At 43.1% G+C, this 16,766-nt stretch carries 14 protein-coding genes; 5 read left to right on the top strand and 9 right to left on the bottom strand.

Annotation, left to right across the window (positions count from 1 at the left end; all coding sequences use genetic code 11):
• Positions 1 to 201 precede the first annotated feature (201 nt).
• The gene (locus GSF13_RS18765; protein ID WP_211866662.1) at positions 202 to 2,538 is read right to left on the bottom strand and encodes a helicase-related protein; all 2,337 of its coding nucleotides are present in this window, start codon (positions 2,536 to 2,538) and stop codon (positions 202 to 204) included.
• 303 nt (positions 2,539 to 2,841) lie between these two features.
• On the opposite strand from GSF13_RS18765, the gene GSF13_RS18760 reads away from it, so the two are divergent.
• Entirely contained in the window at positions 2,842 to 3,672 is an 831-nt protein-coding gene (locus GSF13_RS18760; protein WP_206473348.1) for a M90 family metallopeptidase, read from the top strand.
• A gap of 66 nt (positions 3,673 to 3,738) precedes the next feature.
• On the opposite strand, the gene GSF13_RS18755 is transcribed toward GSF13_RS18760, so the two are convergent.
• From GSF13_RS18755 to GSF13_RS18730, 6 genes are all read right to left on the bottom strand, one after another.
• A complete protein-coding gene (locus tag GSF13_RS18755) occupies positions 3,739 to 5,553 on the bottom strand; it encodes a DEAD/DEAH box helicase (RefSeq protein ID WP_206473350.1) in 1,815 nt (604 codons plus the stop codon).
• Between the two features lie 129 nt (positions 5,554 to 5,682).
• Entirely contained in the window at positions 5,683 to 5,946 is a 264-nt protein-coding gene (locus tag GSF13_RS18750) for a GrxA family glutaredoxin (protein WP_010378880.1), read from the bottom strand.
• Between the two features lie 291 nt (positions 5,947 to 6,237).
• On the bottom strand, positions 6,238 to 6,516 hold the full coding sequence (locus GSF13_RS18745) for a peptidylprolyl isomerase (protein WP_039496854.1): 279 nt from the start codon (positions 6,514 to 6,516) through the stop codon (positions 6,238 to 6,240).
• 60 nt (positions 6,517 to 6,576) lie between these two features.
• A complete protein-coding gene (locus GSF13_RS18740) occupies positions 6,577 to 8,640 on the bottom strand; it encodes a TonB-dependent receptor (protein ID WP_206473352.1) in 2,064 nt (687 codons plus the stop codon).
• Between the two features lie 109 nt (positions 8,641 to 8,749).
• Complete coding sequence (locus GSF13_RS18735) at positions 8,750 to 9,232, bottom strand: TlpA disulfide reductase family protein (RefSeq protein ID WP_211866660.1); 483 nt, start codon at positions 9,230 to 9,232, stop codon at positions 8,750 to 8,752.
• A gap of 83 nt (positions 9,233 to 9,315) precedes the next feature.
• On the bottom strand, positions 9,316 to 11,037 hold the full coding sequence (locus GSF13_RS18730) for a lysophospholipid acyltransferase family protein (RefSeq protein WP_174169959.1): 1,722 nt from the start codon (positions 11,035 to 11,037) through the stop codon (positions 9,316 to 9,318).
• 116 nt (positions 11,038 to 11,153) lie between these two features.
• Here GSF13_RS18730 and GSF13_RS18725 point away from each other — a divergent pair, with 116 nt between their 5' ends.
• Positions 11,154 to 12,080 (top strand): glyoxylate/hydroxypyruvate reductase A, encoded by a 927-nt coding sequence (locus tag GSF13_RS18725; RefSeq protein ID WP_211866658.1) that lies wholly within the window; start codon positions 11,154 to 11,156, stop codon positions 12,078 to 12,080.
• 136 nt (positions 12,081 to 12,216) lie between these two features.
• Entirely contained in the window at positions 12,217 to 12,351 is a 135-nt protein-coding gene (locus GSF13_RS24940; RefSeq protein WP_282961445.1) for a hypothetical protein, read from the top strand.
• A 27-nt stretch (positions 12,352 to 12,378) separates the two neighbouring features.
• On the opposite strand, the gene smrA is transcribed toward GSF13_RS24940, so the two are convergent.
• Together smrA and GSF13_RS18715 are read right to left on the bottom strand one after the other, a co-directional pair.
• The gene (smrA, locus tag GSF13_RS18720; RefSeq protein WP_010606588.1) at positions 12,379 to 12,960 is read right to left on the bottom strand and encodes a DNA endonuclease SmrA; all 582 of its coding nucleotides are present in this window, start codon (positions 12,958 to 12,960) and stop codon (positions 12,379 to 12,381) included.
• A 108-nt stretch (positions 12,961 to 13,068) separates the two neighbouring features.
• Positions 13,069 to 13,308: a hypothetical protein gene (locus GSF13_RS18715; RefSeq protein ID WP_211866656.1), complete on the bottom strand. Its 240-nt coding sequence runs from the start codon at positions 13,306 to 13,308 to the stop codon at positions 13,069 to 13,071.
• 360 nt (positions 13,309 to 13,668) lie between these two features.
• Between GSF13_RS18715 and GSF13_RS18710 the strand changes: the two genes are divergently transcribed.
• Positions 13,669 to 15,279 carry a diacylglycerol kinase family protein gene (locus GSF13_RS18710; RefSeq protein ID WP_102057240.1) on the top strand — a complete coding sequence of 537 codons (1,611 nt, stop codon included), beginning with the start codon at positions 13,669 to 13,671 and terminating at the stop codon, positions 15,277 to 15,279.
• A gap of 80 nt (positions 15,280 to 15,359) precedes the next feature.
• A complete protein-coding gene (locus tag GSF13_RS18705) occupies positions 15,360 to 16,763 on the top strand; it encodes a sigma-54 dependent transcriptional regulator (protein WP_029215868.1) in 1,404 nt (467 codons plus the stop codon).
• The last annotated feature ends 3 nt before the right edge of the window (positions 16,764 to 16,766 follow it).

Genomic DNA, 16,766 nt, shown 5'->3' with positions numbered 1-16,766 from the left:
TAACCTGAACTTGGGATAAGAAGTTAGTTATTAAACTAAAATACCTAAGGTCAAAAGCGTAATATCACTCTAGCCAGAAGTTATTTCTTAATACAAGGCAAATTTGTGCGTCAATAGCTGGCCTATAGCAAGCAAATTTAACGCAGTAGTAAGGGATAACAGCTGCTAGAGAACAAGTTACTATCCCGAGTTCAGGTTAAGTTAAGTCACATCGACTACTCTACTTGCTTTACGATAGCGTATTTTAAAACCACTCCAGGCTGGCAATTCCCACCTCTTTGGTGCGCCTTTCCTTGTACCGTTGATATGAGTAAGCTCGATTCTTTTTCCTTTAAAGTTATAGCTTACCGCCATAGTCAGCTCTGGAATTGACCAGGTTAGCGGAAACTTTTCAATAAACGGTGTTAATTCCCACGCTTCAATTTCTTTGAATAACAAGTCTTGTTCGCTGATTAGTTCTATATCGTCATAGCTTTCTATACCAAGGGCCGTTAGCTTGTCACTTAAAAAGGAGTTGAGTGTGGGCACAAGTTCATCGCGCTCATGAAATTGGTAGAACAATGCAGTTTGCTCAATACTGGCTTCTATTTGCTTGGCCAAACCTGAAAAGAGCGTATTATTATGGATAAGAAATACTAAGGCATAAACAACATCCTTAGGCTTTTCAAGGCGCTTAGTTTGTTGGCCTAAAACCTCGTCACTGTAATGTGTAATAAACTCACCCCAAAGCTCACCATTATCAATATGGGCAGAGCGCAATGTTTGGTTGCCGAGGCCCATTTCAAGTAATTGCTTTTTCGTTAGTAGCGCATTACACATCGCGAGCGTCTTGGCTTGTTTGGTACCTTTACCTGCGAGAGAAAAAGTATCTAATACCAGTAATGCTTCTGCCTGTTCCTGTACGCGAGTATGGTTTGAAGGCATGACTTCAGCTAGGCCATTGTTAAAGCCGTTGCGACGGTTTTGCTTATTAATATAAACCCAGTGTGGCATTAGCTTAGCTAACTCAATGACCAGTTTGTCATGGTCAAAACTGGCTGCCTTATCTAAAGGCGGTAGTGCAAATGCTTCACGCAATTGCGTGCTAAATTGCTGTGCTTCTGTGAGCGCCTCAGGCGTAATATCAATTAATTCTTCAGTTTGTCCTCTCACCACCGCGATAGCGATTTCTATATCTGAGCCTCGAGTAAATCGGCTATTTAATCTTGTTAAACGCTCTACATCATTAGGTAGCTGGTAGACTCGGGCTGGCACAGACAGTAGCGAAATAAGGTCAATAGCCGCTTGGCGTAGCGTGTTTGAAGCCAATTTATGGATCACATAACCAAACTCAAAATCGACGGGCAGCGGGTACAGCAGCTTGCCAAGCGGAGTTGCTATATTTTGTTCGTCAATGGCTTCTAATGTAATTAGCTGTTGTTTAGCTTTATTTAGTGAGCTTTCTGGGAGTGGGTCGATAAAATCAATAGACGAAATGCCCGTTGTTGCGCAGCCCGCCGCAAGTACAAGCTCTGCCAATGATTCTCTTTGGATCTCAGGCGGGGTGCTGTCTATCAATGGCGCGTATTGGCCATATAACCGGATACATAGTCCCGGTTGCGTGCGTCCTGCGCGTCCTAGACGTTGCTTTGCCGAATCTCTTGCAATCGCATCTAAGCCTAATACGGTTTTTCCAAGGCGCAAATGAGTACGACGCTCAAGCCCTGAGTCAATTACGCAAGTGACATTGGGAATAGTGAGCGAGGTTTCGGCAACATTGGTTGCGAGAATAATTCGACGTGTACTTTGTGCGGTTAATGCAATGCGCTGAGCTTCTGGGCTGCAGCCACTATATAAACCAACGATAGTCGCTGGCAGCGCTTTTACTTTAGCTAAGCTTGCTTGGATCTCGGCCTTGCCAGGTAAAAAGACCAAAATATCGCCCTGGCAATGTTCCAATGCGTATTGGCAAGCTGCAAAAACTCGAGTATCGAGTTGCTCTTTTTGGGGCATAGTTCTTGGATCGGGCGCGTGAAAACACTCTTCAACGGGGTAAATGAATCCTTCTGACTCTAAGATAGGGGCGCCTAAATAAGAGGCTAACTTTTGGCTGTTTAACGTCGCCGAGGTAACAATTAGCTTGTGCGATTGAGCCTGTTTTAAGAGCGCTAATAATAAGTCCATGTCCCAGCGTCTTTCATGAAACTCATCCAACATAACGACGCTGAATTCTGCAAGTTTGCTCTCAAAAAACCACCTTAATGCCACACCAGGCGTTGCATAAACTACCTGAGTGTCTGGTGAAAACTTCCCCTCAAACCGAATAGCAAAGCCCACCTTTTCGCCAAGCGGTGAGCCACTTTGAGCCGCGACATATTCAGCTAAAGAGGTACAAGCAATACGCCGAGGCTCAATGACTAATACTCTGCCATGTTGTGAGGCCCAGAGCGGAAGTTGGGTTGATTTGCCAGAACCTGTTGTGGCACATACAACAATCGCATTTTGTTCGCTTAGTGTTTGAGTAAACTGAGGCTGTAAAGATTCAATGGGTAAAGACATAGCAGTTCATTTGCATTTTTTCGCCATAGTAACAAAGTTTGCTTGAAAAAGTCGGAGTCAGTACCAATTAATATTTGACGGATTATTCAACCTGAACTCGGAATAAGAAGTTAGGGAACTGATATAAAATACGCCTTCTAACATTATTCAACTCTAGCCAGATGTTCTTTCTTAATACAAGGCAAATTTGTGCGTCAATAGCTAGCCTATTGCAAACAAATTTAACGCAGTAGTAAGGGATAACAACTGCTAGAGAACAAGTTATTATTCCTAGTTCAGGTTATTTTATAAAGGCCAACAGCCATGATAGAAATAGTGCTTATTATCGGCCTTATTCTATTTGTTTCTCTGTATTGGAACTGGGAAAAAATTCAAAGACTGCAGTGGCAATGTAAATACCAAGATCAAACGCTGAGCGCCTCAGATAAGCAAGTATTGCTAAAATACATGCCTATCTATCGTAAGATGACAGATGTTGACCGCGCACAGCTGGAAAAACATATTGTATGGTTTCTTGGCGAGAAACGGGTGTTGGGTAGAGATGGGTTAACGGTGTCACGGCCGATGACTTTAATTATTGCCGCAGATGCCTGTTTACTGGTTCTTAAGCAAGCTTGGCCGTTATATCCCAACGTCAAAGAAATATTACTCTATCCCAGTAGCTATTACGCGCCACAAACCTCTAGAGATGGTGCAGGTTTGGTTAGTTTTCACCAAACAGTTCGTCAAGGAGAGTCTTGGCCTGGAGGTACTTTAGTGCTGAGTTGGCACGATGTACTTGAGGGAAATCGATTGCCTGAGGATGGCCACAACTTGGTGTTTCATGAGTTTGCCCATCAACTTGACCAACAAACTGGTGCGACGAATGGAACGCCTGCGTTACCTGTAGGAATGAGTTACCAAGACTGGGGGAGGGTGCTATCAAAGGCTTACCAGCACTTAAAAATGCAGCTGTCTTACAATATGCCCCATGCTATTCATTCATACGGCGCAACAAACGAAGCGGAGTTTTTCGCCGTGGTAACAGAAACCTTTATTGAAAAGCCCCATGAACTCAAACAGGAAAACCCAGAACTATATAATTTGTTAAAAGACTACTATCAGTTTGAACCAAGAGATTGGCAACAACATTAAAGCATAACTGACGCTAGCTAAAATAAAAAAACCGCTCGGTTGAGCGGCTTTTTCTTAGAGCTTCGATTAAGAAAAGCTAATTTCTTTTCTTTCGCGTTTTTCTCTTCTTTGACCTTCAGGACGGCGTTTATCACCACCGCCACTACGTGGGTCTTTAAAGCTACGCTTACGATCTCTTTGCTCTTCGCCTCTGCCTTGACCTTGGTCGGCAGGGTGAGTGCTCTTAGTCATGTTCATAGGGCGTTGACAGATGTGGACGCTCTTGAAGTGGCTAAGTACATCACTTGGCATATTTTGCGGCAATTGAACCGTGCTGTGTTCATTGAACAGACGGATCTCACCGATGAATTTGCTTGAGATATCTGCTTCGTTTGCGATAGCACCAACGATGTTCTTAACCTGAACACCATGATCACGACCTACTTCGATACGGTAAGTATCCATTGGACCTGATGCACGGTCACGGCTACGAGATTTGCGTTCACCACGTTCACCACGGCTACCATCTCTGTCGCGACGCTCGCCACGACGGTCGTCACGTTCTCTACGCTCACGCTGTTGAATTTGAATATCTTCAACTTTCAGCGGCGTTTGCTGCTGTGCAAGACACAATAGCGCTGCTGCTAAGTCTTCTTGGCTCAGTTCTAGCTTTTGTGCAAGGCCTGATGCGACTTTTGAGAAGAACTCAATGTCTTTGTGCTCAAGCGCTGTAGAGATCTTAGTCTCTAATGCACCAATACGCTTTTCTTCAACGACTTTCGCACTTGGTAATTCAACCTGTGCAATATCAGAGCGCGTATGGCGCATGATGTTCTTAAGTAAATAACGCTCGTTGTTCTTAACGAACAAGATTGCTTTACCTTGACGACCAGCACGGCCGGTACGACCGATACGGTGAACATAAGCTTCACAGTCTTGTGGGATATCGTAGTTAACAACAAGGCTTAGACGTTCTACGTCAAGACCACGTGCTGCAACGTCGGTTGCGATAACGATATCTAGCAAGCCGTTCTTAAGACGGTCTACTGTGCGCTCACGCGCCTGTTGGTTCATGTCGCCGTTGAGCGGTGCAGCTGAGAAGCCTTCACGTTCTAGTAGTTCTGCAAGCTGAACAGTGTCATTACGTGTACGTACGAACACGATAGCACCGTCGTAATCTTCCGCTTCTAAGAAACGTACGATAGCTTTGTTTTTGTGTGCAGTTGCACGCCAGTAAACTTGCTCGATCGTAGATACTGTAGAGTTACGCGGAGTGATCTTAACTTGTTCAGCATTGTCTAAATATTTATTACAGATTGATTGGATCTGCTTAGGCATAGTCGCAGAGAACAAACAAGTTTGCTTCTCTTCCGGTGTTTTCTCCATGATGCTTTCAACATCATCGATAAAGCCCATGCGTAGCATTTCATCAGCTTCATCAAGTACAAGTGCGTTTAGACCAGAAAGGTCAATCGTCTTGCGGTTGATGTGATCAATCAAACGACCTGGTGTCGCCACAATAATTTGGGCACCACGGCGTAGAGCACTTAGCTGAATGCCATAGCTTTGACCACCATAAAGCGCTAGTACTTCAACGCCTTTAGTATATTTAGCATATTGCTGAAATGCTTCAGCAACTTGAATAGCTAGCTCACGCGTTGGCGTAAGCACAAGAATTTGCGGTTGTTTAACGGATGCGTCTACTTGGTTTAACAATGGCAGTGCAAATGCTGCCGTTTTACCTGTACCCGTCTGCGCTAGTCCCAGTACGTCTTTTCTTTCTAGCAATAACGGTATACATTGAGCTTGGATCTCAGAAGGTGTTTTATATCCCAGCTCTTCGACTGCTTTTAAGATTGCAGGAGAAAGGTCTAAAGATTCAAACGTAACTGGTTCTGACATTAATGCGCCTCAACTATTTTAAAGAGGCGCGCATTGTACAGGAAAGATAAAATAAAAGCTTGCATAAAATCACACTATTTTATATGTGCCTGATATTGGTTAAAATTTAATCTATGTGATTTTGCTAATTTACTGGTAAAGGCCTAAATTTGCTTTTGCATAGGCTTCAAATTCAGTAAAGCCGCCAATGTGATCTTGGTCGATAAAAATCTGTGGTACGGTAGGGCAAGGTTTACCCGCTGACTTTTCAAGATCGGCTTTGCTTACGCCTTCCTTGATAATGTCAACATAGCGAAAATTGAAGTCATCGCGCTCTTGCGTTAAACGCTCAGCCACTTCTTTTGCACGAACACAAAACGGGCAACCTTCACGACCAAAAATAACAGTAAACATATTCTTTCTCCTAAATGAACCTGAACTTCGGATAATTAATGCCTTTCTAGCAGCCAGTTTTAGCGCTAACTGCGTTGAATTCACTTCCAATAGCCAGCTATTGGTGCGTAAATTCGCCTGATTATCTCCAAAACTCTCTGGCTAGATAAGGAAATAATTTAATGTGAGCTTAAAAACAATGAGTTGGCTTATTCCTTATCCAAACCTCAGGTTAAATGATTAACTTCAGTATAGAGGATTAATCATGAAGGTAAATTGAATTAAAATGATGAGATTAATCCAAAAAAGCGATTAACTCCGATAGACGGTTTTGATCAAGTGGAAGCCGAACTTGGTTTTCACAGGGCCGTGCACTTCAAATAACGGCTTTTTGAATACCACATCGTCAAAGGCCTTCACCATATCCCCTTTATTGAACTCACCAAGGTCGCCACCGCGCTTTTTTGAAGGACAAAGGGAATATTGTTTAGCCAATTTGCCAAAGTCAGCACCTTTGGCTAGTTTGGCTTTGATGTCTAAACACTCTTTTTCGGTTTTTACTAAAATATGATAGGCGCACGCTTTAGGCATGAAGGGACTCTCATTATAAAAATAAATGCGATCATGCAGAGCTTGCGCGCCTATGGCAAGTTAAAATGTTACGCTGAAGCCAATAGAAGGACGCATTTCAAAGTCATCGCTTTCCTCTTCTATATATAAATCATTGATTGATTTGACTCTATCGTAGTCAAGGTCAACATAGGCTGTATTGTCTTGGCCATATGCATTCATTAGCTCCAAAATCAGCTTGCCATCGAGACCAAATAATTCTGTTTTGCGTTCAAAACGAATATCTAGGCGGTGATAAGTGTCAAAACGCTCTGAGAATGGGTCGCCATACACAGGCAAGTAGCGGTTTGCAAATTCGGGGTTCTCTTTTACACCCACAATTGGGGTATAGGCTTGACCGCTGCGAGCGGTAAAGTTAAAGCCTCCAGACCACTTTTCGCCAAAGTCATAGTGAAACACAGCATTCAGAATAAAAGGGGTATCGGCATAATAGTCACGCTTAATGCCAGTTAGCTCATCCTCACGCTCACTTTTTGCAAGGCTTACCGCAATCCAACCATACCAGTCATCGGTTTTGTTTTTGTTAACAATAAAATCAACACCGTAGGCTGTACCGGAAGTCCCATTGATATAGTTTACTTGAGATAAGGGGGCGCTTTTTGGCAGATCATCCATGGTTTTATAATAGGTCTCGACGGAATATGACCACTCATTTTTCAACTCCTGCTTAAAACCTAAGGTATAGTGAGTTGAACGCTGTGCTTCAAGTTCCGGGTTACCAACAACAGGTAAAATGTATTCAAGGTCTTGAATGCGGCTGTAAGTGCCAGCCTTAGCTGAGATCACTGTGTCATCGTTATAGAAGTAATTGAGCGCAAGGCGTGGATGGACAATCGTCTCATCACTGTAGTCATAATATTCACCCACTATTCCTAGTTCACTTTGCCAGTTTGGTGAAAATTGCCAAACGTGATTAACCCCAATAAAGGCAGAATCTGTTCCAGCACTCGATGTGCCCTTAATCCTTTCACCTTTATTTAGATCACAGTCGGGGTCAAACTCAGTGCAAACATAATTAAAAGCGTCGTAGCGGTAGGTGGATTTTTTGTCGTAGTAGCCGGCATCTGCAATGACACGTTGCTCTTTATTTAGCTTATAACTGGCTCGTACTTTATAACTGAGTTGTTCTTCTTCAAAATTCTCAAAGTAGCCATCAGATAAAGTCGCGCGTTGACCGTAGCGCATGGTGGCTTGGTGATTGAGATAACCGACGCCTGCGCGAATATGTAAGTCTTTGGCGTAGTGGTCCCACAAAATGTTCTGACTATTAAATTTACGAATATAGCGAGCATCGCCCTGATATTCTGGAGTTTTAAGAGCAAGATCTGACGCACCTGAAAACCCAGCCGCAACCGAATCCTCCGCGCCATTGATATTTACCGTTAAGGTATTATTTGCATTGATATCCCACAGCCACTTGGCTTGATAGTCGTGATCATCCGGTGGATCGTTAATGGTGATCCCTGTTGGCTTGCCATCATCATCCTCAAGCTCCTCGCCATCACTGAAAAACAGCGGTAAGGTACTTTTTCTTGCTGACACATAGAATGCAGAATTTTCAGTTGCTTTACCTTCAACAAAAATACCTGCGTTAAACATGGTTAAATCAAGTGTGGTGGCAATATCTTGGTATTTTGGATTACGCAGCGTGACGTCAAATACGGCACCAGTGGCATTGCTGTAACTGGTACCAAATCCAGCAGAATTTAGCTGAAAATCTTGAATTGTATTGCGGTTGAAAATAGAGCTGCCGAAATCGTGAAAGATATATCCTGCGGGCATAAAGTCCACTTCAAAGATATTGTCGTCAGGAGAAGAGCCTCGCACGGCAGGTGCGCCCATAGATCCACCCGCAGCAACAACGCCAGGTAGAGCAAAAGCAGCCCTGAGCGGGTCGCCCATGGCTCCTGGCATGTCTACGAGTTTTTGCGCATCTTCGGTAATTTCTGAAATAACTGAGCTGCGTTTATAGATAACTTCGATGTGTTCAATTTTCTTCTCATCGGCTAATGCATGATTAGTAAGGGTAGTGCAGAGCACGAGGAGTGAAATTTTGCTGAGCGTAAAGTGTGGGGCGTGGCGCATGGTCGGCTTCCTATTCATCCTTTATTAAGATGTGCGTCAGCCTAAACGAAATAATTGTTGATTAATTTCAGAGAGTTGTAATTAACTGTAAGCGGTATACTGAGGTTTCTTACAATCTCGCTCGGATCCCTATCTCAGATGAGTAACCAACAGAGCGCTCGGTTATTTTGAAGTTTTCATCAAGTACATAATATGTAGGGTAAGCCTGCACTTTATACGCTTGTGCTGTGGTCTGATTACCGAGCAATACGGGCATGTCTAATTGTAGATCGCTGACAAACTTTGTTACTTCTTCAGTGGAACGATAATCCAACGCAATCGCCACCGCTTTGACTTTGCCTTGCTGATGTAGTTTATCAATATTTGGCATGCTCACTCGACATACGCCGCACCAAGGCGCAAAAAAATACACGACACTTTGTTGACCTTTAAGCTGAATAGACGAATAAGTTTGCTTGGATTGTAAAATGGGTAGGTGAAATGGCGGCGCCGTTTGCTCTCCTGAGTCGGCAAGCATGTTTCTTTCTTGATAGGCTGAAACGGCGAAAAACACCAGCACAATGATGACTGCTTGGCCAAGTAGCTTGAACATACTAATGATCCCGTGATAACAATAGGCAACAATAAAGACCGCAGTGTAGCGATCTTTATTGCAGCGGATCAATGTATTTGAGCTTAACCGTAGGGGTTGTCGCCTAGGTAGCGTTTCGCTTTTTGCTCTTTTAATTTCGCTAAGTCAACGAGTACCAGACCATCGATACAGTTATTAAAGTCGGGATCTATACTAAAGCTCAGAAAGTTCACGCCTTGCTCTTCGCAAAGCTCAGTATACTGTTTAAATAAGGTTGGTACTTGAGCACCCATATTAGCAAGAATATGTTTGAGCTCTGCGAAATCTTCTTTGATGTCATCGCCACTGAACATGTGTTGATAACGGTTAAGCTGATCATTACTTAGCTTCATTTCGTTGTTCGGCGTGGCGATACCTGCAAGGTTTGAAAAGTAATGTTGGTAGTGATAAACCAACATGGCTTTTGCTTCATCCGGTAACGCGTTTGAGAGGCTGACTGCACCAAACATATAACGGTGTTCTGGGTAGCGCTTTACGAATGCACCGATCCCATACCACAGGTAATCTAGGCTCTTGCGACCCCAGTACTTGGGCTGCACAAAGCTGCGACCAAGTTCGAGGCCTTTTTCGAAGTATGGGGCCATGGCTTCACTGTACGAAAACAAACTGTCGGTATAAAGCCCGGCTTGCCCTTGTTCTTCTATCACTTGCTTGGCACTTGCAAGGCGGTAGGCGCCCACCAACTCAAGCTGTTTCGTGTCCCATAACAACAAATGGTGGTAGTGCATATCGTATTTATCGATATCACGACGATTACCACTCCCTTCTCCCACGGCCCTAAAGGCAATTTCTCTAAGGCGTCCAAGCTCTCTAAATATCACCGAGCTGCCGGTGTATTGGTAAACGTATATTTGCATGCCATCGGGTGTTTCACCGATACATTCGCACGCTTCCACTGCCTTTTTAAGTTCTTTGCGATTTTCTGGAACTGCAATGGGGGTTTGTGTTTTGAGTGGCAGTGGCTTTTTACTGGCAAGGCGATAAAGTTGCTTGCGAATAAGCGCGACTATCTCTTTGTCTTTAAGGTTATCAATAAGATAAGATTCTGGAGGAATGCTGGCGCCTATTTCAAATTCTAGCGACTTTTGCCTTTGTTTAAACATCTCTTTGACCAATAATAAACTGGCTAAAGGCTTATAAATCATACTGGTGCCGTAAAAGAGCGGACTGTTTTTCGCTTTGATAAAAATGGGTAGAATGGGGCAGTTGGCTTTTTTAGCCATTCTTAAAAAGCCAGAGTTCCATTTGCAGTCTTTAATTCCGGTTGGGCTTAAGCGAGAAACTTCACCTGCTGGGAAGATAAGTAGCGCCCCCTCAGATTTTAAATGCTTGTGAATGTTTGCCAGCTCTTGCTTTTTACTGGTCCCTGAGAGGTTATCAACAGGCAGTAATAGTGGATGCATTGGTGTAACCGACATCAACATCCGGTTAGCAACAACCTTTAAGTCAGGCCGTACTTGCGCCAGCACTTTGATTAGTGCCAGTGCATCTAAAGAGCCAATAGGGTGGTTTGCGACGATCACCACCGGACCTTCGCTTGGGATATGCTCTATTTGCTTTGGTTTAAAGCGAGCGTCAAAATCTAACTCATCGAGCACCTGTTCAACAAACTCGAGCCCCTGCAAATGGGGGTAGGTGTCAGCAAACGCGACAAACTCTTGCTCATGCAAGAGATAACCAAGTCCTTTTTTTACTAAACCTTTTACCTTTGGGGAGTTTTCAAGTTGTGGAAGATTTGCTTCAATGACTTTATCTACACTGATCATTTTTCATCACCTGTTGGCGCTTTTTTGCAAGAGTAAAAACTATTAATGACAAGCATGTTGCATTGGTATGTCATTTATTTTGCAGTGATAGCGTATAGCGAAAATAAAGGAACGATATGGCTTTACTTATTTGTGTTACTGGTCGTAATAATGACAAGTTAGTTGCTAAGCTAGCAGCGCTGCTGCCGCAGCAAACCTTGCTTGAATGGCCCGTTGATGATGTTAGCTTATTAAAGGAGGTCGAGTTTGTGCTGGCATGGAATGCGCCAGAGACGTTATGGTCACAGCTTCCTAATTTAAAAGTTGTGCATTCTTACGGTGCCGGTGTTGATAGTATTCCGATGCAGCTATTACCACCACATGTGGAAGTTGCGCGTATCGTTGACCCAAATTTAGCGAATGATATGGCTGAATATGTATTAGGCCAACTATTAAGTCATAAGCTTAGAGTTAGAGAGTACGGGCACAATCAATCTCAGCAAATATGGAAGCCAAGGCGCGCAAGAGCAGGCCGCACGGTTGGTATTATGGGAATGGGGCAACTTGGCCTTGCGGTCGCGCACAAGCTACACGTAAATGGATTTAACATCAAAGGTTGGTCCGGCTCTGCAAAACAATTCGACAATATTGAGCACTTCAGTGGGCAAGATGAGCTAGCTGTTTTTCTTTCGGACATCGATTATCTTGTGTGCCTTCTGCCATTGACTGAACGAACAAAAGGGATATTGAACGCCCAGCTATTTGCACTCGCGCCAGATCATTGCGTACTCATCAATGTCGCAAGAGGAGGTCATCTTAACGAGGCGGATTTACTCAATGCATTAGCGGCTGAGACGTTTGGCGGGGCTATTTTAGACGTGTTTGACACTGAGCCACTCCCTGCATCACATGCTTTTTGGCAGCAGCCAAACATTAGTATTACTCCACATGTTGCCGCATTAACCAGTTTGAATACGGCTGCTCAGCAAATTGCTAACAACTATTTAGCGATGCAGGAGGGCAAAGCACTCGTTCACTCAGTCCAGAAAAAACAGGGTTACTAATTGATTAAATGATTGTAATTAGCCACAGAGCAGAGTGTAAAGAGAATAGAATAAACTACTGTATAAAAAAACATCTTGAGTGTTTATGAATGATGCATTAATTTAACAAAAAAACAATAATAAAAAGGTCTAACCCATGAAGCAAAGTCAAGGTGGCGCGAAATTATCACTTGTTGTGGTTTCGGTTATTTTGTTAGGTGTATCAGCTTGGTTTAATCAAGCTAGTGCAAATGAACTTCAGGGGACGACACCCACCGCAAATAGCAAATAAGCCGAGTTTTACTCGGCTTTTTGTTTTTTAGCGTTTAGCGTGACGCTCTCTATTCTCTTGTTTTTTCTCTTCACTCTTTCTTAGTAGTACGTAAGTAGAGCCGCTACCACCGTGGCATTTTAATGCAGAGTGAAATGCCAACACTTGCGGCATTTCTTGCAGCCATTTATTTGTATAGCTTTTCAATACAGCGGGAAAGGGTTTACTGTTTAAACCGATACCATGTCTTAATAACAACACTCGGATGCTTTTCGCATGGCAATCGGTAACAAAGTCAAACAAGGCTTTACGGGCATCATGAAAGGGTTTGCCATGTAAGTCTAAGGTAGCATCAACTTGGTATTTACCTAATCTGAGATTTTTGTATACACCATCTTGGACGCCACTTTTTTTATAGGCGAGTAGATCGTGTGGATCTAATAGATCGACGTACTCTGTAGATAAGTAATTAGGATCAAACTCAAGTTCTTGCTCGGCGGCCTCGCGTTTTGCGAGTTGCGAAATAGTAGGTTCGTTTTTGTGACGGCGTAATTCTGCTTTTTTGTCTTGGGCGAGCGGAGTGACGTCGCCCATTGAAGCTAAAAATAGCTCTTCATCAGTCATGGCCATACTGCTTCTCCATTAACAAGCAATGATGGCCATGATTTTAGCGCACCGAAGTGAAATAGGGAACTAGTCGCTGGGAACTAGTCGCTATGAACGAGTTACTGCAAAGAACTAGTGAACTTCCAGCTGACCAAAGGTATAGACTTTGAATAGATAAAAAGTATTTATCAAAATCAAGCTAAGGTTAGAAATTACACTGGTGTTCATCAGATCAAGGCTAAACGAGATAAAAAGTACGCCACATGCGCACACAGCAGCTATTCTTAGTAGCGTTTTATGGTTAATAAAAAAGGCACCAAAACCTAAAGTAAGTAATATTAAGTTAAGTAGCCAGTCGAGCTCGTTTGCCATTGTCTGTTTGGTTCTCCAAATGCGTTTAAAGGATCGCCATTATGGTGATCATTTATGCTTCATTCAACTGATAAATTTTATGATTTTCACATTAGAAATTTTAATGGATTAATGGTGGCTGAATACTTATGTAGCAGCGCTTGCATAAGTCCTTACAAATACCCAGACGCACTTTTTATTTCTTTGTGAATAGTCTCAGCTATAGTTAAGTATCTTCATGATTATCATAAACAAGTTGATGAATCAGCGCAGATTAAGAAATGCATACCTATACTTAGTTACATATGTACAAACCTAAGAGAGTTCCGCATAAGGCGATAATAAAAAGCCGTAGGCGACAAAAATAATTAAGGAAAGGCAATGAAAATGCTCAAGTACTACCTGTTTGCAAGTCTCTGTTTAGCCGCACTCACGATCCACAGTATTGGATCTTGGCTAATGTTGCCGCTTGCGTGGTTTACTGTCTCTATTTCTTTAGTTACTTTTGCTTATGCAACCAACTATCCGCACATATTTAGAAAGCACGGTACAGGCAAAATTCCTTGGTATATAACTTGGCTATTTTGGCCTTATTTAGGCTGTGTACATTTATACAATGCAATTGAAAGAGGTAGAGATGTTGTTGATGCATTTCAGCCGCTTACCGATGATTTATTTGTTGCTTGTCGGTTATTTCCAAGCGATGTGGATATGCTTAAGGCGGAAGGGATTGAAGCCATTTTAGACGTAACTGCGGAGTTTGATGGGTTAAACTGGTCAGCAGAACAGCAAGGCTTACACTACCTCAATATTCCAGTGTTAGATCATCAAGCGCCTACCTCAGAGCAGTTAGCGCATGGCATGGCATGGATAGCGGCGCAGCACGAATTAAAGCGAAAGGTTGTGGTGCATTGTGCGTTAGGTCGAGGACGCTCAGTGTTCTTTTGTACTGCTTATTTACTTGCAACCAACCCCGATTATACCGTCCGTGAAGCACTTGAAAAAATTCAAAACCGCCGTGAAACAGCAAGGTTAAACAAGCATCAGCTAAAAGGGCTGACAAAGCTACATCACAGTCAAAATTTTACCCATAGTGAGCAGGCGGCATTAGTCATTAACCCTGTATCAGGATCGGGTAAATGGTTTACCTATGAAAACGACATTGTGGGTATGCTGACGGAAAAATATAACTTATCCATTCACTTTACAGAGAAAGAGACAGATGTCGCGGCTTTGGCTAAACAAATCATGTCTGATAAACAGCCAAATATCATCATCGCAGGAGGCGGTGATGGCACATTAGCAAGTGTTGCTCATGGTGTTCATCAAAGTGATGTACAGTTTGGTATATTGCCTTTAGGTACTGCCAATTCCTTAGCGACCGTGTTACTTGGTTCACTGTCCAAAATAGATCCCATTAACCGTGCCTGTGAAGCAATTTTAGCGGGTAAAACTAAGCCTATTGATATAATGAACTGTAATGGCCGCACCGCGCTTTTAGCAGCAGCCGTTGGCTTTGGTCAGGAAATGATCGAAAAGGCTGGGCGTGAAGAAAAGAATAACTCGGGGCAATTAGCCTATATTCGAGGCCTTTGGCAGGCGGTAAGTGAGAATAAGCCTCTTAATTTTAAAGTGAGCTTTGATGGCGCTGAGCAATCTCAAATAGAATGTGTTAGTCTGGTTGTAGCGAATGCAGCACCAAAAACCACAATTCTTGCTCAAGGTCATGGAGAGCCAATCTATGACGATGGCAAACTAGATATTACGATTTTACCGGTTGAGCCGGATGGTGCGCAGAATCTTACGGTAGCCGAACTTATTTTACCTAAATTGGACGGCAAACCTTCTAATATTCGCACCGAGCAGTGCGAAAAGATAAACATAGAATTTGAACAAGAACAACACTTTGCACTAGATGGTGAAGTGCTTAGTGCAAAAAGTATTGAGATAGTGATCCAGAAACACGCGCTGAACGTAATGGTTCCGAATTAGGTATTTTGCGGCCATTCATTAGTGTGCGAGATAAAAATCAAAAGTGGAAACACTATTGGAGTATTGAGAGAGGGACTCAATTGAAAACCGTTTTATTAGTAGATGATGATCATGATTTTGCAGAGCTGGCCTGTCGCATTGTCGAATACTTAGGCCATGACGCGTGTTTAGCGAATGACTTAGCGTCGGCCAGACAATGGCTAGAAACACAAAGTTTTGATCATATCTTTCTTGATTTTATGCTGCCAGATGGCAGTGGTTTACATTTGGTTGATGAAATCAGAGCTGCAGGGATCCGTACACCAATAACTATGGTTACGGGACATCCATCAGTAAAATCAGCATTGTCGCAGCTTTGTCATGATGGGTTAAATTATCTCACTAAACCAGTTGATGCAGACGATTTTAGAAACGCATTAAGCCCTTCTAAGAACAAAGCCAAGCGAACCGAGAGTCAAGCACATTTTGGTGTGTTGCTGGGCGAGTCTGCCAAAATGAAACATCTATATAAGATGATAGAGCGCGTTGCGGGTACTGATGCTAATGTGATGTTGATGGGGGAAAGCGGTGTAGGTAAAGAAATGTTTGCCCGCGCAATTCACAATGCCAGCACAGTGACAGGGGACTTGGTTAACGTAAACTGTGGTGCAATTCCGAAAGACTTGATCGGTAGCGAACTATTCGGTCACGAAAAAGGCGCGTTTACGGGAGCAAATGCTCAAAAAGTTGGAGTATTTGAACAAGCAGAAAATGGCACTTTGTTTTTAGATGAATTAACCGAAATGCCAATAGAGCAACAGCCAAACTTGTTACGTGTACTTGAAACGCATACGGTGACACGGGTCGGTGGCACAAAGCCGATAAAAGTAAACTGTCGGGTAATATCAGCGACTAACCGTAGCGTTGAAGATATTGCTACCAATGATGTACTGCGAGAAGACATTTATTTCCGATTGGCGGTATTTCCAATCCATATTCCACCGCTGAGAGAGAGAAAAGAAGACATTCCATTGCTTGCCGAGCATTTTCTCCAAGGCTTGAATAAAAAAGGTAATAGCCAATATGTGATCAAGGCGGCGGATATGAGCCGTTTGGTTGAATATGACTGGCCTGGTAACGTGCGTGAACTCAAGCACACAATTCATCGTGCCTATATTATGGCAGATCACGATGACCATAGCTTAGTATTTGATGCGAACTTCGCTTCACCATTCGCACAGGCTAAACGTATGATGGAGCATGCGCAGCTTAATCGTACTCCAATTCCACCACAGGTGGGGACTTCAAGCAGAGCAAATGCGATTCAAGTACCAACGCCTGAAATGAAGCCTGGTAAAACGATTGAAGAAGTAGAAAGAGAATTGATCTATCAAACGTTAGAATCAGTAGAAGGTAATAAGACGCTGGCCGCGCGAATGCTTGGGATCAGTACAAAAACGCTCTACAACCGTTTAAACGCCTATGAGGGAGAAACACAGTCATAATTT

The sequence above is a fragment of the Pseudoalteromonas sp. M8 genome (assembly GCF_018141365.1).
Classification (GTDB): domain Bacteria; phylum Pseudomonadota; class Gammaproteobacteria; order Enterobacterales; family Alteromonadaceae; genus Pseudoalteromonas.
This window is presented reverse-complemented; position numbering and strand designations above follow the sequence as displayed.

Bases quoted from the DNA above. Each gene is read 5' to 3' on its own strand.
- GSF13_RS18765 (WP_211866662.1), bottom strand. From the start codon at position 2,538: ATGTCTTTACCCATTGAATCTTTACAGCCTCAGTTTACTCAAACACTA.
- GSF13_RS18760 (WP_206473348.1), top strand. From the start codon at position 2,842: ATGATAGAAATAGTGCTTATTATCGGCCTTATTCTATTTGTTTCTCTG.
- GSF13_RS18755 (WP_206473350.1), bottom strand. From the start codon at position 5,553: ATGTCAGAACCAGTTACGTTTGAATCTTTAGACCTTTCTCCTGCAATC.
- GSF13_RS18750 (WP_010378880.1), bottom strand. From the start codon at position 5,946: ATGTTTACTGTTATTTTTGGTCGTGAAGGTTGCCCGTTTTGTGTTCGT.
- GSF13_RS18745 (WP_039496854.1), bottom strand. From the start codon at position 6,516: ATGCCTAAAGCGTGCGCCTATCATATTTTAGTAAAAACCGAAAAAGAG.
- GSF13_RS18740 (WP_206473352.1), bottom strand. From the start codon at position 8,640: ATGCGCCACGCCCCACACTTTACGCTCAGCAAAATTTCACTCCTCGTG.
- GSF13_RS18735 (WP_211866660.1), bottom strand. From the start codon at position 9,232: ATGTTCAAGCTACTTGGCCAAGCAGTCATCATTGTGCTGGTGTTTTTC.
- GSF13_RS18730 (WP_174169959.1), bottom strand. From the start codon at position 11,037: ATGATCAGTGTAGATAAAGTCATTGAAGCAAATCTTCCACAACTTGAA.
- GSF13_RS18725 (WP_211866658.1), top strand. From the start codon at position 11,154: ATGGCTTTACTTATTTGTGTTACTGGTCGTAATAATGACAAGTTAGTT.
- GSF13_RS24940 (WP_282961445.1), top strand. From the start codon at position 12,217: ATGAAGCAAAGTCAAGGTGGCGCGAAATTATCACTTGTTGTGGTTTCG.
- smrA (WP_010606588.1), bottom strand. From the start codon at position 12,960: ATGGCCATGACTGATGAAGAGCTATTTTTAGCTTCAATGGGCGACGTC.
- GSF13_RS18715 (WP_211866656.1), bottom strand. From the start codon at position 13,308: ATGGCAAACGAGCTCGACTGGCTACTTAACTTAATATTACTTACTTTA.
- GSF13_RS18710 (WP_102057240.1), top strand. From the start codon at position 13,669: ATGAAAATGCTCAAGTACTACCTGTTTGCAAGTCTCTGTTTAGCCGCA.